General features: G+C 69.3%; 17 protein-coding genes and 2 pseudogenes. 15 read left to right on the top strand and 4 right to left on the bottom strand.

The features are described from left to right. The first annotated feature begins 7 nt into the window (after positions 1 to 7). The 11 genes from OG207_RS20945 to OG207_RS20895 all read left to right on the top strand — a co-directional run bounded on the left by OG207_RS20945 (position 8) and on the right by OG207_RS20895 (position 10,343). Entirely contained in the window at positions 8 to 487 is a 480-nt protein-coding gene (locus tag OG207_RS20945; protein WP_329100005.1) for a DUF4188 domain-containing protein, read from the top strand. Positions 488 to 494: 7 nt separating this feature from the next. Next, positions 495 to 677, top strand: coding sequence for a hypothetical protein (locus OG207_RS20940; RefSeq protein WP_329100004.1), 183 nt, complete (start codon positions 495 to 497; stop codon positions 675 to 677). Beyond that, positions 674 to 1,690, top strand: coding sequence for a helix-turn-helix transcriptional regulator (locus tag OG207_RS20935; RefSeq protein WP_329100003.1), 1,017 nt, complete (start codon positions 674 to 676; stop codon positions 1,688 to 1,690). Before OG207_RS20940 ends, OG207_RS20935 begins: the two co-directional genes overlap by 4 nt. Positions 1,691 to 1,801: 111 nt before the next feature. Further along, positions 1,802 to 2,293, top strand: a complete 492-nt coding sequence (locus OG207_RS20930; RefSeq protein WP_329100002.1) for a cobalamin B12-binding domain-containing protein — start codon at positions 1,802 to 1,804, stop codon at positions 2,291 to 2,293. Next, on the top strand, positions 2,293 to 3,624 hold the full coding sequence (locus OG207_RS20925) for a methylaspartate mutase (RefSeq protein ID WP_329100001.1): 1,332 nt from the start codon (positions 2,293 to 2,295) through the stop codon (positions 3,622 to 3,624). The genes OG207_RS20930 and OG207_RS20925 overlap by 1 nt, the downstream gene beginning before the upstream one ends. Then, positions 3,621 to 4,541 carry a transporter substrate-binding domain-containing protein gene (locus tag OG207_RS20920; RefSeq protein WP_329100000.1) on the top strand — a complete coding sequence of 307 codons (921 nt, stop codon included), beginning with the start codon at positions 3,621 to 3,623 and terminating at the stop codon, positions 4,539 to 4,541. The genes OG207_RS20925 and OG207_RS20920 overlap by 4 nt, the downstream gene beginning before the upstream one ends. 34 nt (positions 4,542 to 4,575) lie before the next feature. Next, on the top strand, positions 4,576 to 5,667 hold the full coding sequence (locus OG207_RS20915) for an aspartate-semialdehyde dehydrogenase (RefSeq protein ID WP_329099999.1): 1,092 nt from the start codon (positions 4,576 to 4,578) through the stop codon (positions 5,665 to 5,667). Further along, the gene (locus OG207_RS20910) at positions 5,664 to 6,761 is read left to right on the top strand and encodes an amino acid kinase family protein (RefSeq protein ID WP_329099998.1); all 1,098 of its coding nucleotides are present in this window, start codon (positions 5,664 to 5,666) and stop codon (positions 6,759 to 6,761) included. Before OG207_RS20915 ends, OG207_RS20910 begins: the two co-directional genes overlap by 4 nt. A 5-nt stretch (positions 6,762 to 6,766) precedes the next feature. After that, a complete protein-coding gene (locus OG207_RS20905; RefSeq protein WP_329099997.1) occupies positions 6,767 to 7,789 on the top strand; it encodes a TauD/TfdA family dioxygenase in 1,023 nt (340 codons plus the stop codon). A 551-nt stretch (positions 7,790 to 8,340) separates the two neighbouring features. After that, the gene (locus tag OG207_RS20900) at positions 8,341 to 9,336 is read left to right on the top strand and encodes a helix-turn-helix transcriptional regulator (protein ID WP_329099996.1); all 996 of its coding nucleotides are present in this window, start codon (positions 8,341 to 8,343) and stop codon (positions 9,334 to 9,336) included. 110 nt (positions 9,337 to 9,446) lie between these two features. After that, a complete protein-coding gene (locus OG207_RS20895; protein ID WP_329099994.1) occupies positions 9,447 to 10,343 on the top strand; it encodes a LysR family transcriptional regulator in 897 nt (298 codons plus the stop codon). Between the two features lie 135 nt (positions 10,344 to 10,478). Here the strand turns inward: OG207_RS20895 and OG207_RS20890 are convergent, their stop codons facing one another. After that, positions 10,479 to 12,140: an FAD-dependent oxidoreductase gene (locus tag OG207_RS20890; RefSeq protein ID WP_329099993.1), complete on the bottom strand. Its 1,662-nt coding sequence runs from the start codon at positions 12,138 to 12,140 to the stop codon at positions 10,479 to 10,481. Positions 12,141 to 12,242: 102 nt separating this feature from the next. Between OG207_RS20890 and OG207_RS20885 the strand changes: the two genes are divergently transcribed. Together OG207_RS20885 and OG207_RS20880 are read left to right on the top strand one after the other, a co-directional pair. After that, positions 12,243 to 12,857 carry a TetR/AcrR family transcriptional regulator gene (locus OG207_RS20885; RefSeq protein WP_329107761.1) on the top strand — a complete coding sequence of 205 codons (615 nt, stop codon included), beginning with the start codon at positions 12,243 to 12,245 and terminating at the stop codon, positions 12,855 to 12,857. Positions 12,858 to 13,173: 316 nt separating this feature from the next. Beyond that, positions 13,174 to 13,650, top strand: coding sequence for a cupin domain-containing protein (locus tag OG207_RS20880; RefSeq protein WP_329099992.1), 477 nt, complete (start codon positions 13,174 to 13,176; stop codon positions 13,648 to 13,650). Between the two features lie 235 nt (positions 13,651 to 13,885). Here OG207_RS20880 and OG207_RS20875 read toward each other — a convergent pair whose 3' ends face one another. Then, a complete protein-coding gene (locus OG207_RS20875; RefSeq protein WP_329099991.1) occupies positions 13,886 to 16,672 on the bottom strand; it encodes a tetratricopeptide repeat protein in 2,787 nt (928 codons plus the stop codon). 211 nt (positions 16,673 to 16,883) lie between these two features. Between OG207_RS20875 and OG207_RS20870 the strand changes: the two are divergent. Continuing rightward, positions 16,884 to 17,030 (top strand): annotated as a pseudogene (locus OG207_RS20870) (DUF4287 domain-containing protein); the annotation flags it as partial. A 36-nt stretch (positions 17,031 to 17,066) separates the two neighbouring features. Here OG207_RS20870 and OG207_RS20865 read toward each other — a convergent pair. Together OG207_RS20865 and OG207_RS20860 are read right to left on the bottom strand one after the other, a co-directional pair. Continuing rightward, complete coding sequence (locus tag OG207_RS20865) at positions 17,067 to 17,867, bottom strand: alpha/beta fold hydrolase (protein WP_329099990.1); 801 nt, start codon at positions 17,865 to 17,867, stop codon at positions 17,067 to 17,069. Further along, positions 17,864 to 18,853, bottom strand: a complete 990-nt coding sequence (locus OG207_RS20860; RefSeq protein ID WP_329099989.1) for a sigma-70 family RNA polymerase sigma factor — start codon at positions 18,851 to 18,853, stop codon at positions 17,864 to 17,866. Before OG207_RS20860 ends, OG207_RS20865 begins: the two co-directional genes overlap by 4 nt. 942 nt (positions 18,854 to 19,795) lie before the next feature. Between OG207_RS20860 and OG207_RS20855 the strand changes: the two are divergent. Beyond that, positions 19,796 to 20,350 (top strand): annotated as a pseudogene (locus OG207_RS20855) (tyrosine-type recombinase/integrase); the annotation flags it as partial. Positions 20,351 to 20,407: the final 57 nt, after the last annotated feature.

Raw genomic sequence — 20,407 nt, 5'->3', positions numbered from 1 at the left:
GGAAACCATGGACCTCAAGGTCGTCAAAGAGCCGCGCATCGCCGCGCCTCCCGAGGGCACCGTGGTGCTGCTGATCGGCACCCGGATCAACAAGTTCTGGATGGTGCACCGCTGGGTGCCCGTCATCGCCTCGATGATCCCGATGCTGATCGAGCTGAAGAAGAACAAGGACCACGGATTCCTCTACTCGCGCGCCTGGTTCAACCGGACCGTGATCATGCTCCAGTACTGGCGCAGCATGGACGATCTGATGCGCTACTCGCACAACACCACCGGCAAGCACCGTTCGATGTGGGCCTGGTTCAATCGTGCGGTCAGGAACGACGGCGCCGTCGGCATCTTCCACGAGGCCTACATAGTCGACCCCGAGCGCATGCACTCGGTCTACCGGAACATCCCCCTGTTCGGCATCGCCGCGGCCACCGAATCCGTCCCGCAGCGGGTTCGTCCCCCCGTGCCGGGCGGCAAAGCCGCCAAGAAGGCGTGAGGCCGCCGTGACCCGGCCACGGGGGCACCCGGAATGCCAGTTCCATCTGCTGCGCGCCCCGTCGGAGTTCGAGGTCCCCGGGCCCGGCCTGCACACCACCGTCCCGATGCACCGGAAGGTCTTCGACCACCCCCGGTTCCACCGGGGCGACATCGCGACCGACTTCCCCGAGCGACACCTCGCGCTGTGAGCACGGCCCCGGAACACGACACCGTCATGTCCGAAGGCCCGCTCACCCCCCAGGACGTCCGCGTCTACCGCCAGCTCCTGGAGGTGTCACCGGACGCGGACGAGGGAGCCGAGCAGCTCGGCCTCTCGCCGGCGCAATTCGCAGAGTCCGTCGGCCGGCTCACTGCCCGGCGGCTGCTGCGCCCGGACGGGCCGTACCGCCACGAAGCCCTCTCCCCGGGGCTCGCCGCGATCTCGCTGACCGCCGCGTCCCACGTCCAGGTGCACGAGCTGATGCGCCGGATCGACACCACGCGCCGCGAGCTGGGCCCGCTGGGACCGTTGTACGAGCGCCATCTGCGCCGGGAGCTGGAGGGCAGCGCGACCGAACTGCTCACCGACGGCGAGGCCGTGCGCCACCGGCTCGCCGAGCTCTCGGCACAGGTACGGCACAGCGTCCTCACGGTGCACCCCACCCTGGGCAGCCCGGAGACGCTGCGCGCCGCCCGGGAGCTCGACCGTGACCTCCTCGACCGCGGTGTGCGGTACCGGACGGTGGTACCGCACACCGCCCGCCGGCAGCGGGAGGCGCTACATCACATGACGCTCCTCGGCGGCCTCGGCGCCCAGGTGCGCACCGCCGCGGTGATACCCGGGCGGCTGATCCTCCTCGACGAGGACATCGCGGTCGTCCCCACCGGGACGGGCGGAGCGGCCGTGCTCCGCGATCCGACCGTGGTCACCTTCCTCACCGTGATCTTCGACCACATCTGGGAACACGCGCGTCCGGTCACCGTGAACGGCGAGGGCGACGAGGTTTTCGAGGATGTGGAAATGGCCGTCCTGCGGCATCTGGAGCGCGGCAGGTCCGACGACTTCATCGCGCGCAAGCTCGCCGTCTCCACCCGCACGGTGCGCCGCTATCTGGCCGGACTGTGCGAGAAGCTCCAGGTCGAGACCCGGTTCCAACTCGGCGTGGCGGCGGCCCGACTCGACCTTCTCGGCGACGAGCAGGAGCTGGACGACCAAGGATAGAAATTCCTGATCGGGGGCATCGGGAATCCCCGTCGGCACGGCTGGACCGGGCCGCGGGGCGGCGTGGATAGTTTCCACGACTGATCGCTTGCATACCCCCGGGGGGCCCGAATGAACGACACGACCTTCGCCGAGCACCGATTGCGGATCGTCGTTTCCGGCCTGTCCTCCGACGCCCACCTGTGGAACCTGGTCTACCTCCAGCTGCTCCTGGAAGACCTGGGCCACCAGGTGACGAACCTGGGCAACACGACCCCCGACCGGACGATCGTCCGGGCCTGCCGGACGGGACGCCCGGATCTGCTCGTCATCAGCAGCGTCAACGGCCACGGCCGGCTGGACGGGCTCCGCCTGATCTCCGCCCTGCGCGCCGTACCGGCCCTCTCCGCCCTGCCCGTCGCCATCGGCGGCAAGCTCGGCATCGACGGCCGCGACCACGCCGGGACCACCGCGCAGCTGACCGCCGCCGGATACGACGCGGTCTTCGACGACGCGGCCGAAGGCGGCCCCGGGGCCGGACTCGCCCGCTTCTACGCCTTCCTCGACCGGATCGGCGCCGACCGCTCCTGCGGGCGGTTCGCCGCCGGGGCCGGAGCGGCCTGATGGACGCGACCGACCGGTTCACCGGCTTCGTACGCAGTGCCCGCGACTCGGGCCGCCTCGTCGTCCAGCCCCGCATGGGCTTCGGCGAACTCCACCGCATGCGCGCCGGTCTGCGCGCCGTACGGGACGCGGACGCCACCACGGTGGGCACCGTCACCCTGGACAGCTACACCCGGTGCCACGACGACGCGGCGGCTCGCCGCGCACTGCGCGAACACCCCGGCGATCTCAACGGTTTCCCGCTCCTCGCCCACGGCGTGCCGGCGGTGCGGTCCCTCCTCCAGGAGGTCTCGTCGCCGGACTTCCCCGTCCAGGTCCGCCACGGCACGCCCCGCCCGCTGAGGCTCTTCCGGGCCATGGCCGAGGCCGGCGCGGACGCCACGGAGGGCGGCCCCGTCTCGTACTGCCTGCCCTACGGCCGGGTCCCGCTCGCGCGGGCGGTCCAGGAGTGGAGCGCCGGCTGCGAGCTCCTCGCCGCACAGCCCGTACCACCGCACATGGAGACCTTCGGCGGCTGCATGCTGGGACAGCTGTGCCCGCCGTCGCTGCTGGTCGCGCTCTCGGTCCTGGAGGCGATGTTCTTCCAGCGGCACGGCCTGCGGGGCATCTCCCTCAGCTACGCCCAGCAGATCCACGCCGGTCAGGACCTGGAGGCCCTCGCGGCGCTGCGCCGGCTCGCGGACGAGCGGCTGTCCGGCTCCGCGCACCACATCGTGCTCTACACCTTCATGGGCGTCTTCCCGCGCACCGAGCTCGGCAGCCGCCGCCTCCTCGCGGCCAGCGCCCGCCTCGCCGCGCGCGGCGGCGCCGACCGGCTGGTCGTCAAGACGCCGGCCGAGGCGCACCGCATCCCCACCGTCGAGGAGAACGTGGCGGCGCTCGAGTACGCGGGCTCCGTGGCCGCGGACGAAGCCGCGGACGAAGCCGAAGGCGCGGACGGCGGACCCCCGGCCACCGCGTCCGGCCTCTACGAAGAGGCCCGTACGCTCGTCGACGCCGCTCTGGAGACGGGCGGCACGCTCGGCGAGTGCCTCGTCGCGGCCTTCGCCCGCGGGGTCCTGGACGTGCCGTACTGCCTCCACCCCGACAACGCCAACCGCAGCCGCGCCACCATCGACGCCCGGTCCATGCTCGTCTGGAGCCGGGCCGGCGCCATGCCCGTGACACCCACGCGCACGGCCGCCGCCGCCCGCGTCACCGCGCGGCAGCTGACCGAGCTGCTCACCTTCAACAGCCGCCGGTTCGACGGCTCCGACGGGCTCGACCGCTGTGACCGCTTCGACCGCTCCGACCGGTACGAACGGCAGCGCCCGCTCAGGAGCGCCTCGTGAGCCGCCCGGCCTCGACCGCCACCCTGCGCGCCGCACGCGTCCGCGGGGCCCTGCGGGCCGCCGTCTCCCAGGGCATCCACGGACTGTCGCTGCGCACTCCGGGCGGGCGCTGGACCGGCCTCGACACCGACATCGCCCGCGCCGTCGCCGCGGCCGCCCTCGGCGACCCCGAGGCCGTCGACTGGCGCCCCGTCACGGCCTCCGACCGGCTGTCGGCGCTCGAAGCGGGCCGCGTGGACCTGACGGTGTGCAACCTGACGTGGACGATGGCCCGGGAGGCCGAGCGCCGGGTGCTCTTCGCGGGGATCACCTGCTACGACGGCGAAGGTTTCCTCGTCCGCGCGGACGCGGGATTCACCGGACCCGCGGACCTCGCGGGCCACCGCCTCGCCGTCCACAAGGGCTGCACCACCACGGTCAACCTGGACGCCTGGTACGGCCCCCGGGGCCTGAGCGTCGAGCCCGTCGCCTTCGACGCCCCGGCCGACGCCCTGGCCGCCTACGCCGACGGGGACTGCGCCGCCTACGTGTTGGACCGTACCGCTCTGGCCGGCGCCCGGGCGCGGCTGCGCCGGCCGCGGGACCACCACATCCTTCCGGCGTCGATATCCCGCGAGCCGATGGCCGCCGCGGTCCACGAGACCGACCCGCACTGGTTCCGGCTCGTCCGCTGGGTGCTGCAGCTGCTGCTGGCCGCCGAGTACGAGACGCCCGAGGCCGCGGCCCGGCGCGCCGGACCCCACGGTCCGGCGGTCGGCCTCGACGAGGGATGGGCCAACCGGGTCCTGGCCGCCGTCGGCACCTACGCGGACGTCTACGAACGGAACCTCGGCGCCGCCTCCGGCCTCGACGTTCCCCGCGGTCTCAACCAACTGTGGACCTCGGGCGGGCTGCACTACCCCGTACCCCTGTACTGACCAGCCGCCCCATCGTCCAGAACGGAGAAGCCTGATGACGCTAGTCACCGACCCCGCCGCTCCGCGCATCGCCATCGTCGGCGCGACCGGAGCCGTGGGCAGTACTCTCATCGAGCTGTTGGAGGAACGGGCGCTGCGCTATCGCGAGTTGCACCTGGTCGCGTCCTCGCGCAGCGCCGGCCGCCAGATACCGGTGGGCGGAAAGCCGTACGAGGTGCAGGCCCTGGAGGACTTCGACTTCGGCCTCGCCGACATCGCGTTCTTCTCCGCCGGCACCTCGATCAGCAGCACCTGGGTGCCGACCGCCGTGGCCAAGGGCGCGCTGGTCATCGACAACACCAACGCCTACCGGATGGACCCCGACACCCCGCTCGTCGTGCCCCAGGTCAACTTCCACACCCTGGACCGGCCTCCGGAGAGCGGCGTCATCGCCAACCCCAACTGTTCGACCATCCCGCTGGTCCGCGTCCTGGGGCCGGTGGAACGCCGCTGGGGCGTCCGCCAGGCCGTGGTCAGCACCTACCAGGCCGCGTCGGGACAGGGCCACCAGGGCGTCGAGGAGCTGCTGGAGGGCTGCGAGGTCGCGCTGCGGGACCCCGACGCGGAACTGCCGTCCGAGCGGTTCCGGCCGCCGCTCGCCTTCAACGTGGTTCCCTTCATCGACGTGCTCCAGGACAGCGGCTTCACCCTGGAGGAGCAGAAGATGGTCCAGGAGTCCCGCAAGATCCTCGACCTGTCCCATCTGGACGTCACCGCCACCTGCGTCCGCGTGCCCGTCGTCAACTCCCACTCCGAAGCGGTCTGGATCGAGACCGAGGCGCCGGTGGACCGCGACGAGCTGATCGCGCTGCTGGCCGGGCAGCCCGAGGTCACCGTGCACGACAGGGAGAACCGGGCGGGCTTCCCGACCCCCCTGAAGGCCGGGCATCCCGACCACGTGCACGTCGGCAGGGTGCGGGTGTCGCCGCACAATCCACGGGGCTTCTGGCTGTGGCTGGTCTCGGACAACCTCCGGGTCGGCGCGGCCCTGAACGCGGTCCAGATCGCCGAGTACGTCCTCGGCCGCGGCTTCCTGGCCGCCGGGTACGTCCTCGGCCGCGGCTTCCTGGCCGGAGGTGCCCGGTGAACACCCCGGTGGTACTGAAGTTCGGCGGCTCCACCTTCCGTACCCCTGCCGCCTACGAGGAACTCGCGGCCGGGCTCGACGAGCGGATCCGCAGCGAGGGCCGCCCGATGGCCGTGGTCGTGAGCGCGATGCAGGGAGAGACCGAGGCGCTGCGCGGCCGGCTGCACGAGGTCAACCGGCAGCCGGGGGCCGACACCGCCGCGGGCCTGCTGACCACCGCCGACCTGGTCAGCGCCCATCTGCTGACCACCGCCCTGCACCGCAGGGGGCGCACCGCCACCGTGCTCGCGGGCCACCAGCTCGGACTGACCACCAACGCCTCGTTCCTGTGGGCCCGCGTGGTCAGGACCGACCCCGGCCCGCTGCGCAGGGCGCTGGCGGAGCACGAGGTCGTGGTGGTGCCCGGGGGACAGGCGGTGGACGCCGAGGGCCGCCCGACCTGGCTGGGCAAGAACAGCTCCGACCTGTCGGCCCTGGCCGTCGCCCGGGCCGTCGGCAGCCACGTCTGCGAGATCCACTCCGATGTCGACGGGATCTACACCTCCGACCCCCACCTGATCACCGGGGCCCGGATGCTCCCGGAGGTCTCGTACAACATGGCGGCGCTGATGTCGCTGTACGGGGCGAAGGTGCTGCACCGCCGCGCCGTCCAGCTCGCGCTGCGGCACCGGATCGAAATCGTGCTGCGCTACAACCGGGCCCCGTACGCGGCGGGCACGACGATCAGCGGAGCCGGCACCCAGATGGCGGCGGTGGTCTTCAACGAGCGTTCCGTGGTGCTCGACTACCCGGACGACGCGCAGGCCGACGCCGCGCACCACGCCTTCCACCTCGAAGGGCTCGACACCGTGCGGCTCAACCGGCAGCCGTCGGTCGCGGTCATCGGCGGGTACGTCGACAAGGAGGCCGTCCAGCGCAGGCACGGCGTCAAGGCCGGGCGCCCGGCGGGAGTTCCCGTGGCGGAGGTGCGGGGCAGCAAGGTCACCACGCACGTGGCCGCCGGCGGCGAGGACGCGCTGCATCTGGCGCAACGGTTGCACGACAGGTTGGACTTCCCGGTTCCGCGGCGGGCCGGCGTAGAGGCAGGGGTGTGAGCGACATGACCAACGTGATCGACACGATCGGTTCCACCACGACCTTCGCGGACCTGGTGCTGCCCGATGCCGTGCGGGAGGTCATCGGCCGTGAGCTCGCGGCGCTGCCCGATCCGAGCGGCGACATCGACCGGGCGACGGCCCGCTGCCACCAGGTGTTCGCGGCGCTGCCCCTGGAACTCCTGCGTTCCCTGCTGGACTTCGGCCGGCACAACGACACGCCGGGGGTCGCCCTGGTGCGCAACCTCCCCGTCGACGCGGAGCCGGGCCCGACGCCGCTCGACGGCGGTCCCGGCCGGAACAAGAGCGGATTCGTCAGCGAAGGCGTGCTGCTGGGCCTGACCGGCCTCCTCGGCGAACCGCTCGGCGTGCTCACGGAGAAGGGCGGCCGGCTGATCCACGACGTCGTTCCGGTCGTCGGCGGGGAGCGGACCCAGACCAACCAGAGTTCGGCGGTCTTCCTGAACTTCCACAGCGACATCACGTACGACTCGACGGGCCGTTACGACGTCGCCAACCCGGACTTCCTCGTGCTCAACTGCCTGCGCGGTGACCGCTCCGGGAGCGCGGTCACCTATTACGCCGACGCCCGCGACATCTGCCGGCAGCTTCCGGACGACGCGCTGGGCCTGCTGCGCAGTCGCCTCTTCCGGCTGAACGCGCCGGGCAGCTACACCCGCGGCATGGCCGGCGGTGCGGAGGTGCTGTCCGAACCGGTGCCGGTCATCAGCGGTGCCGAGGCCCACCCGGAGATCACCGTGTCGGCCAATGGGGTCCGTGCGCTGAACCGCGATGCCGCGGCGGCCTTCGAACGGCTTCAGGAGGTGTGCCGTTCGGTGGCGCACGCCGTGCAGCTGGAGCCGGGACAGGCTCTGCTCGTCAACAACCGCAAGGGCGTCCACGCCCGGTCGAGCTTCGACGCCCGCCATGACGGCCGGGACCGTTGGCTGCAGCGGACGTATGTGCGGCGCAGCCTGTGGGACATCCGCTACCGGGTGACTCCGCAGGACCGGCGAGTGCACTTCTGATCAGGGGGGCGGGCGCTTCGTGCCCGCCCCCCTGACAATCGCGTGGTGGGGCGTCCCTACCGAATCCGCCGCGGCCAATGCAGGGTTCCGGAATCGGTGTGGAAAGAGCGGAGTTCATTCGCGAAAGAATTCCCCTGGAGCACGATCAATCCTCCGGTCGGTGGCATCGATTCAAGAATTTCCGGTACCCGTGCCGACGGCCCCGCCACCGATCGGCAAGACGACGTCCCACTTGTCGTCGGCGAGAATCACCCTGCCGGTCACTTCTCCCGCAGAGGCCGTCGTGGCCGTCAGCCCGGCGGAGTGAATCACTCCGATTGTCAGCGCTGCCGCCACGACGCCATGAGCCAGGAATATGCGTGCGTTCACGTCTCGTGCCCCCCGGATGTCTAATTTGTGGGCGGCGCCCTCTTCGGTCGCCACTGGAAATCTGTCACTCCTAAAGATCGAGTTCGAGTGGCAGGGGGTGTCCTATGATGGAGCGGCAGCAAGTGGATAGCGGCAAATCGGGCATTCGGTGGGAATGGTGGTCGATGGGCGAGAATCACCTCTTGGATGAAGTTGCCGTTGCGACCTACGAGTACGCGTTACGGGTCGGATCCTTCGGGGACGAGGACGTCGCCTGTCACCTCGGCGTCGATGTCCATCGGGTCACCGAGGCCCGCAAAGCCCTGCAGAACCTGAGACTGCTCGCCTCGGCGGGGGGCGACCGCGCCGAGGTGGCGCTCGACCCCGAGATCGCCGAGGCGGAACTGGTCACGCCGCTGGAGTTGTCGATCGCGCAGCGCCGCCGCGAGATATCCGGCATCCACCAGCAGCTGCGCGTCCTGTCGACGATGTACCACTCGCGCGTCCAGCCCGTGGCCGAAGGCGTCCCCATCCGCGTCCTCGACGACTTCGAGGACGTCCGGCGCGAGATCGACCTCGCGCGAAGACGCTGCACCGAAGAGCGCATCACCCTTCAGCCCGGCGGCGGCCGCAGCGCGGAACTGCTCGAACAGGACCTGCTGCAGACCCTGGAGATGCGACAGCGCGGCATCCGCGTCCGGACCCTCTACCAGCACACCGCCCAGGCGAGCCTGGCCACCCGCGCCTACGTACGCCAGATTTCCGAGGCGGGTGCCGAGGTCCGCACCGCGGAGGAACTGTCCGAGCGGCTCATCGTCTACGACCGCAAACTCGCCTTCATCCCCAAGGAACGCAAGGGCAAGGAACCGCCGGGCGCGGCCATCGTCACCGACCCCACCGTCGTCGCCTACCTGTGCCGGTCCTTCGAGTCCGTCTGGCAGGGGAGTCAGCCTTTTGACGTAGGCGGGGTCACCGAGTACCACCACGCCGAGGACCTGCGGTTGTCGGTCATCCGGCTAATGGCGATGGGCCTCAAGGACGAGGTGATCGCCCGGCGCCTCGGCGTGGCCACGCGTACGTGTCGCCGCCATATTTCCGCCATCATGGCTGAAGTCGGAGCAACCAGCCGTTTTCAGGCCGGGATTCTGCTGGCCAGGCAGGGCGTGATCCCGGACGGCGAAGGCGTGGCAGATTCCTGACGGGCTCTGTCCTCAAATTGACAGGCGGTCGTTCTGGCCCCCGGTTCCCCCCTGCTGATTCCCTGGTGTTCGCGCTTCAAGTTCGACGAGAACCGGACCGTGGAGGGGACATGGACATTCGACAGTTGGCGACGTTCCACAAGGTGGCGACGCTGCTCAGCTTCACCCGCGCGGCGATTGAACTGAAGTACGCGCAATCCAGTGTCACGGCGCACATCAAGAGCCTTGAGGAATCGCTCGAGGTGGGCCTTTTCGACCGCCTCGGGGGCCGGGTCGAACTCACCGCGGCCGGCCGGCGGCTCCTGCCCTACGCCGAGCAGATGCTCGCGCTCGCGGGCGAGGCACGGGGCGCCGCGCTGGGCTCCGACTCGCCCGCCGGGGTGCTTACCGTCGGCTCCATGGAGAGCATCACCTCCTACCGCATGCCGACGCTCCTGGAGTTCTTCCACCACCGCCATCCGGCGCTCCAGATCGTGCTGCGCCCCAGCCTCTGCGCAGAGACCTGCCACGCCCTGCGCCAAGGCCTGTTCGACCTGGGCTTCCTCATGGAGGCCGAGACGCGCCATCCGGGCGTCCAAACCGAGATCCTCGGCTCCGAACCCCTGACGGTCGTCGCCGCCCCGGGCCACCCGCTGACCCGGGCGGAGAAGGTGACCACGGAGGACCTCAGCGGCGTCCAGGTCATCTCCGCCGAAGCCGGCTGCGCCTACCGCGAGCTGTTCGAGGCGGAACTGAACGCCGGCACCGGAGAGGCGCTGCCCTTCCTGGAGTTCGGCACGATCGAGTCCATCAAACGAGGCGTGGCCGCGGGCCTCGGCATCAGCCTCCTCCCCACGGCCACGGTGGCCGACTCCATCGACGCCGGCACCCTGGTCCCCCTCCCGTGGCCGATCCCCTTCGAGGTGCACACCCAGATCGCCTGGCGCCGCGGCAAGACCCTCTCGCGCGAGATGCGGATCTTCATCGACCAGACGATGCGCTTCCTCTCCGAGGAGTACGCCCGCTAACGACCCGGCCCGTGCCGGAGAGGTCATCGACCTCGGTATCGAGGTGGGCCTCGCCGCTGGCGCGGAGGACGATCGTGGCCGCCGGTCAGCCGTCCCGTTCGCTGGTGGGCGTGCTGCTGGCCGGTGCGGTCGACGTCAACGGGCCGCGGCCGGTTTGCTCATTCGCGCAGCACGGCCCGGCGTTCCGAACCACCGGTGGAGGGCGTCGGTCAGCGTGTCCCCGGTGACCGCCGGATCCGCGGTGACGGCCGCGTCCCCCGTGTCGGGCGCGTCCCCGGCGTCGGACGCCCAGGCAACGATTCCGTCCGGGCGTACGAGGAGGCCGGCCAGCTCCGGTCTGCCGGGGCAGGCGACGGTGGTGACGCGCACCCGCTCGCCGTACCCCTCGGCGTGCGACCGGAGCCCCGCGTCGTCGGCGAGATCGAGCAGCAGGGCGCGCCCGTCGTGGAGCAGGTCCGCGAGGCGCGTTCCGTCGGCGAGTTCGAGGTCCGGGGCGCTGCGGCCGACGAGCGGATGGCTGCCGGGAAGGTCGTACCGCTGCCGAACGCCGGAGATCTTCTTGGCGAAGTAGGTGGTGCCGGCGACGGACTCGGTCAACTCGGCGACGACGCCGCGCAGGGCGCGGGCCTGGGGTTCCGGCCGCATCAGCGCGATCTGCGCCCGGGTCCATTCGAGTACCCATGCCCCGATCGGATGCCGTTCGGCCGTGTACGTGTCCAGCAGCTCTTCCGGTGCCCGGCCGCGTACGACGGCGGCGAGTTTCCAACCGAGGTTCATCGCGTCCCCGATGCCGAGGTTCAGCCCCTGGCCGCCGAACGGGGAGTGGACGTGCGCGGCGTCGCCTGCGAGGAGGACCCGACCCGCCCGGTAGTCGGCCGCTTGGCGCGCGTTGTCGGTGAAGCGGGTGGCGGTGCGCACCCCGGTGATCGTGACCTCCGCTCCGGAGACGCGCCGCAGGCTCGCCTGCAACTCCTGCGCGGTGACGGCCGCGTCCCGGTCGGCCGGCGGCCCGTCGAACTCGACCGTGAGGATGCGACCGGGCATGGGCCCGTGCACGTACGTCCCGGTGTCCGTGTGGTGCCAGCCGGGCCGGAGGGCTTTGGACCCGGTCATCTCGACGAGCGCCTGGTGACCGGTGATCTGCGGATCCGTACCGGGGAACGCGAACCCGGCGAGCTTGCGGACCGTGCTGCGGCCGCCGTCGCAGCCCACGAGCCAGCCCGCGCGCATGACGTCGGCCGATCCGTCGGCCACCCGGATCGCGCGGATCTCGATTCCGTCGTCGTCCTCGTCGAATCCCGCCAGCTCCGTGCCGTTGCGCAGCTCGACGCCGAGTCGTCGGGCCTGCTCGGAGAGCAGCCGCTCGACTTCCTGTTGCGGTACGAGGCCGACGTCCCCGGCGGGACCGGCGTTCGTGAAGTCCGGGTCCATCGCGTCGAGCAGTTCCCCGCGCAGCATGATCCCGGCGAAGTGCCCGGCGAACTTGGGGGGCACGCGCAGAGGCCGTCCATCCGCCTGCGTCCCCTCTTGTTCGCGTACGAACGCCCGGAACCGTTCCATGGAGCGCTGCTGCACCTCGGCCAGCGCGGGCAGCATTCCGCGCCGGTAGAAGGCCTCGGCGGTCGGTGTGTTGATCGCCCCCGCCTTGATGGTCTGATCCACTTCGGTGCGCCGCTCGACGACCACCACGCTTGCGCCACCGAGTCGGAGCTCGCAGGCCAGCATCATTCCGACCGGGCCGCCTCCGGCCACGACTACGTCAAAGTCCGAGCTCATGGAGTTGGAGTTGGAGTTCATGGATTTCACTATAGTCACTAAAACTTTGGAGTCGCTATAGTGTCATCTGTGAACGAGGAAACTGAGAGGCACGGCTCCGGAAGGCGTGGAGCCGAAGGGGCGATGACGCTGCGCGAGCGCAAGAAGCGCGAGACGCGGCAACGCATCTCCGACGAGGCGACGCTGCTGTTCGCGGCGCGCGGCTTCGACCAGGTGACCGTGGCCGAGGTCGCCAAGGCCGCTCATGTCTCCACGATGACGGTCTTCAACCACTTCCCCCGCAAGGAAGACCTCTTCCTGGACCGGATCCCCGAAGCCGTCGAGCTCTTCACGGCTGCGGTACGGGACCGCCCGGCCGGCGAGTCCCCGCTGGCCGCCCTGCGGGTTCTGCTCCTCCAACTCCTGGACCGGCGCCATCCGCTGGCGGCGGTGGGCGACGGCTTCCCGCACTTCTGGCGCATCGTGCTGGACTCGCCCGCCCTGCGGGCGCGGGCGCGCGAAGGCGTCGAGGAGGTGGAGCAGGCACTGGCGGCCGCGATGGCCGAGACCACCCCCGACGGAGGCCCCGACCCCCGCCTCGCGGCCGCACTGACCGTGGCCGCGTACCGAGCCGTCTACGTCACCACGGCCCAACGCCTCCTCGCGGGCGAGCGTGCGGTCGACGTGGCGGACGATCACCGATCGCGTCTGCACGGCGCGTTCGACGTACTGGAGCGTGCGCTGACCACTGCGCGCTGACGCCGGACAACGACGCAGCCCCAGGTCGCTGACCTGGGGGGACCGAAGTCGCATGAGCGCCGCGCCGGCCCGGGTTGCGCCGCATCTCCTCGCCGCCACCGAGGCGGGCCTCCGTACTTCCTGTCGGTGGTGACGTTCGCTGCACGACCGGCCGCACGCCGGAACGTGGCAACGGGACGCGTCCGTTCGGGCGGTAGGTGCTCGCGCGCTTGTGGCCAGAAGAGCCCGGAGATCTGGAATGGTTGAGCTGGGCTGAGGCAAGACTGCGACCGAGTGCCGCGCACCGCGTACCAACTTCGTTGACCGGGAGAGAAGCATGACCATCAAGGACATCGGGCCGGAACCGCAGAGCTTCGACCTCGAGCAGGCGACGCTCAAGAACACGAACCATCGCGCGGTCGCCTGGTCCGGGAAGCACCTTCAACTGACCCTCATGTCGATCCCGGTGGGCGAGGACATCGGTTTGGAAGCCCACCCGGAGACTGACCAGTTCCTACGGCTCGACGCGGGCCGGGGCCGAGTCCAGATGGGCAGCACGAAGGACCGACTCGACTTCGACCGGGAGGTCGAGGACGGCTGGGCGATCTTCGTGCCCGCCGGCACGTGGCACAACGTCACCAACATCGGTGACGAGCCCCTGCAGCTCTACGCCGTATACGCGCCGGTCCACCACGCGCCGGGCAAGATCCATGCGACGGCCGCCGATGCGAAGCACGACGAGGACTCGGGCAACGACGAACCGCCGAGCTGGTCGGTCCAGCCTGCCCGGCGGCCGTCGGACGAGCACGCCTGACCAATCAGGTCCATCACGACGTTGGTTCGGGAGTGGCCGTCAGCCCTCGCTACCGCGTGCCGGGCGCGGGCCCGGAGAGGTCTAGGCCACACAGAGCCCCAGGTCGCTGACCTGGGGCTTTGTTGCGGAGCGGGTGACGGGAATCGAACCCGCGCTACAAGCTTGGGAATCACCGACGTAATCGGGCTCACGTGGTCGAACTCGCATGAGGTAGCGCTCTGCCGCTCTGCAGCGGTTACTCGTTGTCGTCCAGTAGCGTCGCCAGCCGCTGCGTCGCATAGGGGACGCCGGCTTCCTGCGCCTGCCGCAGCATTTTTTCCGCCCCTGCCTGATCCCCCCGCTGCTTTCGGATGTTCGCCAAATTCACAAGCAGATCCGGATTTCCTTGCGCAATAAGTGTGAGGAGTAGCTGTTCGGCAGCTTCATGCTCACCTCGGGCCGCTCGGGCTTTCGCCAAGGCGGCGAGGAGGTCCTTAGACCCTCCTGCGAGGCGTTCGGCCTGCAGTGTTCTTCCCCTGGTCTCCAATATTCGTACGAGCTCACAAGCGGCGCTGGACTGCCCCTCGTCGAGGGCCCGCCAGTAAAGCCTTTCGGCTTGTTTCAGTCGGCCCTCCTCTTCACGTAGACTGGCTAGCTCGAGCAGCACGTATGTCAGACCCAGATTGTAGGCTCTCCAGAAGAGGGCGGCCGCAGCGTGATGGGCACCTTTGCTGCGACGGATCATGCCCAGGCCGCGGAGCGCATTCGTCTCGCCAAGGTGAACGGCAATTTCGCAGAATCGATCTGCTTCATCGCTTTCTCCTTCTTGCTCGAGGGCCCAGGACAGCTCCATCGGCGCATTTGCGTCCCCTTCGGCCATGGCGTGCTTGAACACCTCGATAGCCCGGGACCTATCTTTGTACATGTAGGTCCAGGCCAAGCCCGTATAGGCGCCGGTGTTCCCGGAGTTGAAGGAGAACTTCGTCAGGAGCAATGCGAGAGCATGCTGGCCGCGACCAGCAAGCCAGCGTGCTTGGTACTCGACCGCCCGAGCTCCGAAGAAGCCGGAGCTGAGTGCTTGGTTGTACAGCTCGATGGCACGTGTGGCGTCTCCGCGTTGAGATGAGACGGAAGCCAGGCCAACGATGGCATCCCATCGGCGGCTGTCCCGATCAATAGCCTTTCGGTACCAGCGTTCCGCCTTCTCGAGCTGCCCGTCGTTCTCTGCGCGGAAAGCAAGGGTGACCTGCGCGTCACCATCCCCCAGTTCGGCCGCCAGTTCGTAGTAGACGTGAGGGTCTTCGTCTTTGCGATTTTCTTTGATCCATCTTGCCAGATGGGACAGGGCGGCGCCGTCTCCGTACTGTGCTGCCGCCAACGCGAGTGTTTCCGCCCGGGCCACCCTGCCCCGCTCAAGTGCAGCTCGCGAAAGGGAGACTCTGTCTCTGGCACTGGCAGCGTGCTCCGCCGCTGCATCCCAGAATCCGTCTTCAGGACAGATGAGTTTCCGGTGCCGACGGCCGTGCAGCTCAACGTAGTCCGCCAGCCGGTAGCTGCCGGGATTCACCGTTCCGGTCGCGGAGAAGCCCGGGACCGATGCCAGTGGTCCACGAACCCCGCGACACGGAGCTGACAGGTATTGCAGAGCGCGTGAGAACCAATCGGTTTCCGCTAGATCCCGCTGCAGGGCGGTGAGGTAGCTGGTGGCCGCGTCATGGAGGAACGAATGAGGTAGGTCCATACCGTGGCCAAGCCGCCGCGCGTCCATGGCGGCATGGAGGACGGCCTGAGCGGTCGGGGATCCGTTTGCATAGCGTTCCAACTGTGCCGGCCCGCCTGCGAGGAACTGGATGACGTGGCCGTCCTCGGCCTCGCGAGCAGCCTTCAGCATTCTGGGGTCGGCGGGCCGGTCCATGTCGAGAAGAGCAGCCATCTCGTCGTCGCTGAACCGCTCCGGGACCGGGATGGCGCACTTGGTTAGCAAGGCGTGTGTTTTCGCACGCTCGCCTCCAGAAAGGGTGGTCATGGTGTTCCAGTGGACATGCCAGGCTGTCCCCAGGACCAGAACTGGGGTCCGGCGCGGATCGCGCAGCAGCTCTGTGAGTCGAGCGGCTACGTGTTCATCTCGCTGAGAGTCGCCGCAGAGCAGATAGCGATCGATCTCATTGAGCCACACGACCGTACGTGGCTTTACTGAGCCGAGTGAGGCCAGTAGATCTTCCTGGTCGGCCGGATGCCACAGCCGCCAGTCTCTTCCCAGGCGCTGGATGGCTTCCCAAGCCGCGCGAGTCTTTCCCGTCGAAGAATCAGCGAGAAGGACTTTCAGCCCACTGACCCCGGCGAGTGCCTTCTCGACGACGGCATCGAGTTCTTCGTCGAAGGGCCTTCGGAAGTACGTCGGCAGAACAGGTTCGTCTGGGCACGCCCCCTCATCGACTGAGATGGCCTCGTGGACTTCCAGGCTGATCGGGTCGGCGTCATGTACGAGACAGCCGACGTCGTCGCTGCCTCCAGTCTTGTAGAAGGCCTCCAAGGCGTCCGCATCGCAGAAGCGTTGTGCTGTGTGGTCACCGAAGTACCGGGCCACGATGCGCGGCTGGAGTCGTAGGCGAGATGCCAGGTGCTCGGCATCCCACAGCTCGAGCACCAGATGTGGATTCTGAGTTTGGTAGTGGTGAACGAGATCGCGGACCTGGGCCCGGGTGGTCTTGCAGGATGTGACGATGACCAGCCGCGTCGCCGCGTAGGGCCTCGGGCCGCACAGGAAGAGGTCCAGGGCCTTCTTCGCGTCCGCTCGAGCGAATTGGGCGACGTGCTTGACCTGGAAGGCGTACCAGTGGCCGTCCTCTGACAGCCCCGCAATATCGATACCGGCCTGTGCCTGCCCGGGAGATCCGTACCGGTGACAGGGCGACAACCGTTCGGTCACCTGGACGAATTCGCACACCAGCTTCTCGAACTGGCTCCATGAGACCAGCTCATGGAAAGGCAGTGACTCAATCTTGCCATCGACCACTAAAGGTTGCTCCGAAGCTTCAGCCACGTTGCCTCGCTAGGTCTGCACTCGATGCTCAGCGATAACTCTATGTGAGGTGACTGACAAGCAGGCCCTTCACTGCGTCAGTAGCGGCTGACCACGGCCTTCACCCACCGTGGAGCGTGAAGAGGGTCGAACTCGGTCCGGATTCCGCCCAGCCGGAGTCGGCCGGGCCACCGTCCGGGCAAATCGGTAGCCGACTGCCGCACCGGGCCTGATCTCCGAGTGGAAGGAGCTCATCCGGTCCGCCCCGCTGACCAAGCACACGGTGCTCGTCTCCTGGCTCAAGACCGAGCACGGCCCGGGACATGGCCGCGCCAACGCCTTGGTCGATCAGACTCTCGCCGAGAAGAGCGGCCAGTGAGTGGGAACGTGATCACGTCGTCCGTCCGATGGCAGATCATGTGACCTCTGCGAGGAACTCGCGGAGTGCGCGCCGCAGGACGTCCGGTCGCTCCAGATGAACGTCGTGTCCCGTCCTGGGGACGCTCAAGGCCACGGTCTCCGGCCGCCGCCGGAGCATGTCGCTGACCTCTCCTGGCGGGATGATGCCGTTCTGGCCGAGGACGGCCAGGGTCGGGCAGGTGACCTTCGACCACTCGTCCCAGAAGGACCGCTGGGCGACCTCCGCCAGCGACCCGACCATCACGTCGCGCTCGAAGCGCGGCCACCAGCCACCCTCGCGCTCCACCAGGCCGGCCGCCCAGCCCTCGCCGACGGGACCGCCGCCGAGGAACTCGACGGCGGCCTCCCGTGAAGGGAACGGCCTGGGCCAGGCATCGAGCCACCCACCGATCTCCACCTGCACGTCACGGTTCGGCCCGCCCGGCCCGGCCTCCACCAGGACGAGCGCACGGAAGAGCCCGGGGTGAGCGGCGGCGGCGAGCATGGCGGTGTGGCCGCCCAGCGACTGGCCCACCAGGACGGGTTGCCGGAGACCGAGCTGTTCGACTACGGCGACGGTGTCCGCGACGTACGCGGCCCGCGAGACGTCCTGCGGGCGGCGCTCACTGGCACCGTGGCCGCGCTGGTCCAGGGCGACGACCCGGTACCGGGGGCTCAGGTCCCGGGCGACGGCGTCCCATTCGCCCGCATGCCCGGCCAGCCCGTGCAACAGGACGACGGACGGCCCCGAACCTCCCCAGTCACGGCAGGAAACGCGGACGCCCTCACGGACGACGGTGTGTTCTGACCAGGTCATGCGGTGTCCTTCAGACGGCGGGCCGGGCCTACGCGTGCGGGCAGGCCGAAGAGGGGGAAGAGGCGGTCGGTGTCGCGGAAGGCCGTGATGCCGGCGATGCGGGCACCGGAGAACTCGAGGACCTGGAGAGCCCAGGGGGTGTAGCCGTCCCCGTCAGGCCGGTATTGGCCGAAGGCGAGGGTGCCGTTCGCCGTGGTCGGGATCAGGCGGGAGCCGCGGCAGTCGACGGCGGGGCCGGTCAGCCACGCCTGGATGTCGGGGACACCGCGCATCCACTTCGCGTACGGGGGCAGGCATAGCGTGGCATCGACATGGAGCAGCATGTTCAGCTCCTCCATGTCATAGCAGGAGAAGGCCGCGGCGTACCGCTCGGCCAGCACCCGGCGGACGGCGTCGGACGGCTTGGTGCCCGGGGCTTCGGCAGTGCCGTTGCGAGCACCCAGCGTGGCACGAGCCCGCTGCAGAGCGCTGTTGACCGAGGCGACGGTCGAGCCGTGCAGCTCGGCGACCTCGCGGGCCGAGAAGGCCAGTACGTCCCGGAGGATCAGCGTGGCCCGCTGCTTGGGCGGCAGGTGCTGGAGCGCGGCGACGAACGCCAGCCGCACCGTCTCGCTCGCCGCCACGGCCGCCTCGGGGTCCCCTCCGGGACAGGGCCCGATCCACACGGCGGCGTCCTCCGGGGCCCCCGGGAGCGCGGCTCCGGGTGACGGCTCCGAGAGGTCCATCGGCAGAGCCCGCCGTCTGCCTGCGGCCAGGGCGTCCAGGCACACGTTGGTGGCGATGCGGTAGATCCACGACCGCAGCGACGAACGCCCCTCGAACCGCTCGACGTTCCGCCAGGCCCGGACCATCGTCTCCTGCACGGCGTCCTCGGCCTCGGCGTACGAGCCGAGCATCCGGTAGCAGTACCCGGTCAGTTCTGCCCGGTACTCCTCCAGCCGGACCGCCGTCTCGCGCTCGCCGTCACCCACGACAAGATCCTTCATGCGCGATTCCGCCCCCTGTTGCACGCCGTCCCGGGCCACCGACCAGGCGGTTCCCATCATGTCCCGGCCGCACGAAAACTATCTGCCGACAGGGGCACACGGCCAGTGATCAAGGTCCACGATCGTTCTGCTCCTCGGCACCGACACCACGCTCGCGGGGCTGCTGCTCGTTCTTCACCGGAGTGTGGGACGAGCACTCGGTGCAGGTAGTGCACGTGTTGCGCCCAGAGCCCTCCGAGCAGGGCATTCCCACGAGTTGGGGCACGCGGAGGGCGCGGCGGGGGGCAGCAAGGTCTGGTCAACAAGCAAGCCCCAGGTCGCTGACCTGGGGCTTTGCCATGGAGCAGATGACGCGAATCGAACCCGCTCCATAAGCTTGGGAATCACCGATCTTCTGCCCGCCATCAAGGCTTTGGCCAGCGCGAACGTCGCCGATGTAGGCCCGGAAGCCTCGTGGCGACGACTGTCTTTGACCGCCGTTGTCCGCCTCGTCTGGCAAGCTTCTGGCACGGTCGTGACGGTGTGAGTGGGGAGGCTGCGGTGCAGATCGCAGGTGTTGATGTGTATGTGAATCACCCGGTGCTGCATCTTGGGTCCACGGATTGGGTCCCCACTGATCTCGAACTAGGCGACGCGCCTGCGGCGAGTTGTGACACCCACGTAGCCGTCCGCGTGCGCCCTCAGCTTGGCTTGGTCGCAGTGCGAATCTTCCGCGACTCCGAAGAGATCCCAGGTGCCGATCCCAGCTTCACGACCGTTTTCGATGGGCAGCTTTTGCTGTCGGACGGACGAATGGCCATTGGGGATGTCGAAGGGCTCACGCGGTTCGTTCGCCTTCTTGGAGACCGCGGCCCTTGGAACGTACGAGTGGCAGTTGATGTCCCGGGGTGGGAGGCCCGAGCCATGGATGTCACGGTCGGCCGGCCCGCCTACTGATGCTCGGGCGCCTACGGCCCGATGCGCCCGGAGGAGCAGGCGGCCCTGCGCCGGACCTCGGTCACCCTCGATCCCCTCGCCGTACGGATCACCGAGGCCGCCCCGGAACTGAACACCGGCCGCCGCGTCGAGGGCGACACCAAGTCGGCGGCGGGCGTCCGCACCATCCACCTGCCGGCCTTCCTCTCCATGGAGGTCAAGCGGCACCTGGACTGGTTCGCGGAGAAGGAGCCCGACGGGCTGCTGTTCGTGGGGGAGAAGGGAGCGCCGTTCCGGCGCACGACCTTCGGCCGGAAGTGGGCCAAGGCCCGCGCGAAGGTCGGCCTGCCGAAGGGCTTCCGCTTCTACGACCTGCGCCACACCGGGCACACACTCTCCACCCAGTCCGGCGCGACCCTCAAGGACACGATGGTCCGCGCCGGCCAGTCCTCGGAGAAGGCCGCGATGATCTACCAGCACTCTGACGACGAACGCCAGCAGGAGGTCGCCGGGGGCATCGACGCCCGGGTACGCGCTGCCCGCGTCAAGGGAGCGGTGAAGAGGCAGGCGAAGGGCGCCTGACGATCGGTGGGTGAGGGGCGGCGTCTCGCCTTCCTCCCCTCACCGGCTCTCTGGGTT

It is taken from the genome of Streptomyces sp. NBC_01439 (assembly GCF_036227605.1).
GTDB lineage: Bacteria > Actinomycetota > Actinomycetes > Streptomycetales > Streptomycetaceae > Streptomyces.
This window is presented reverse-complemented; position numbering and strand designations above follow the sequence as displayed.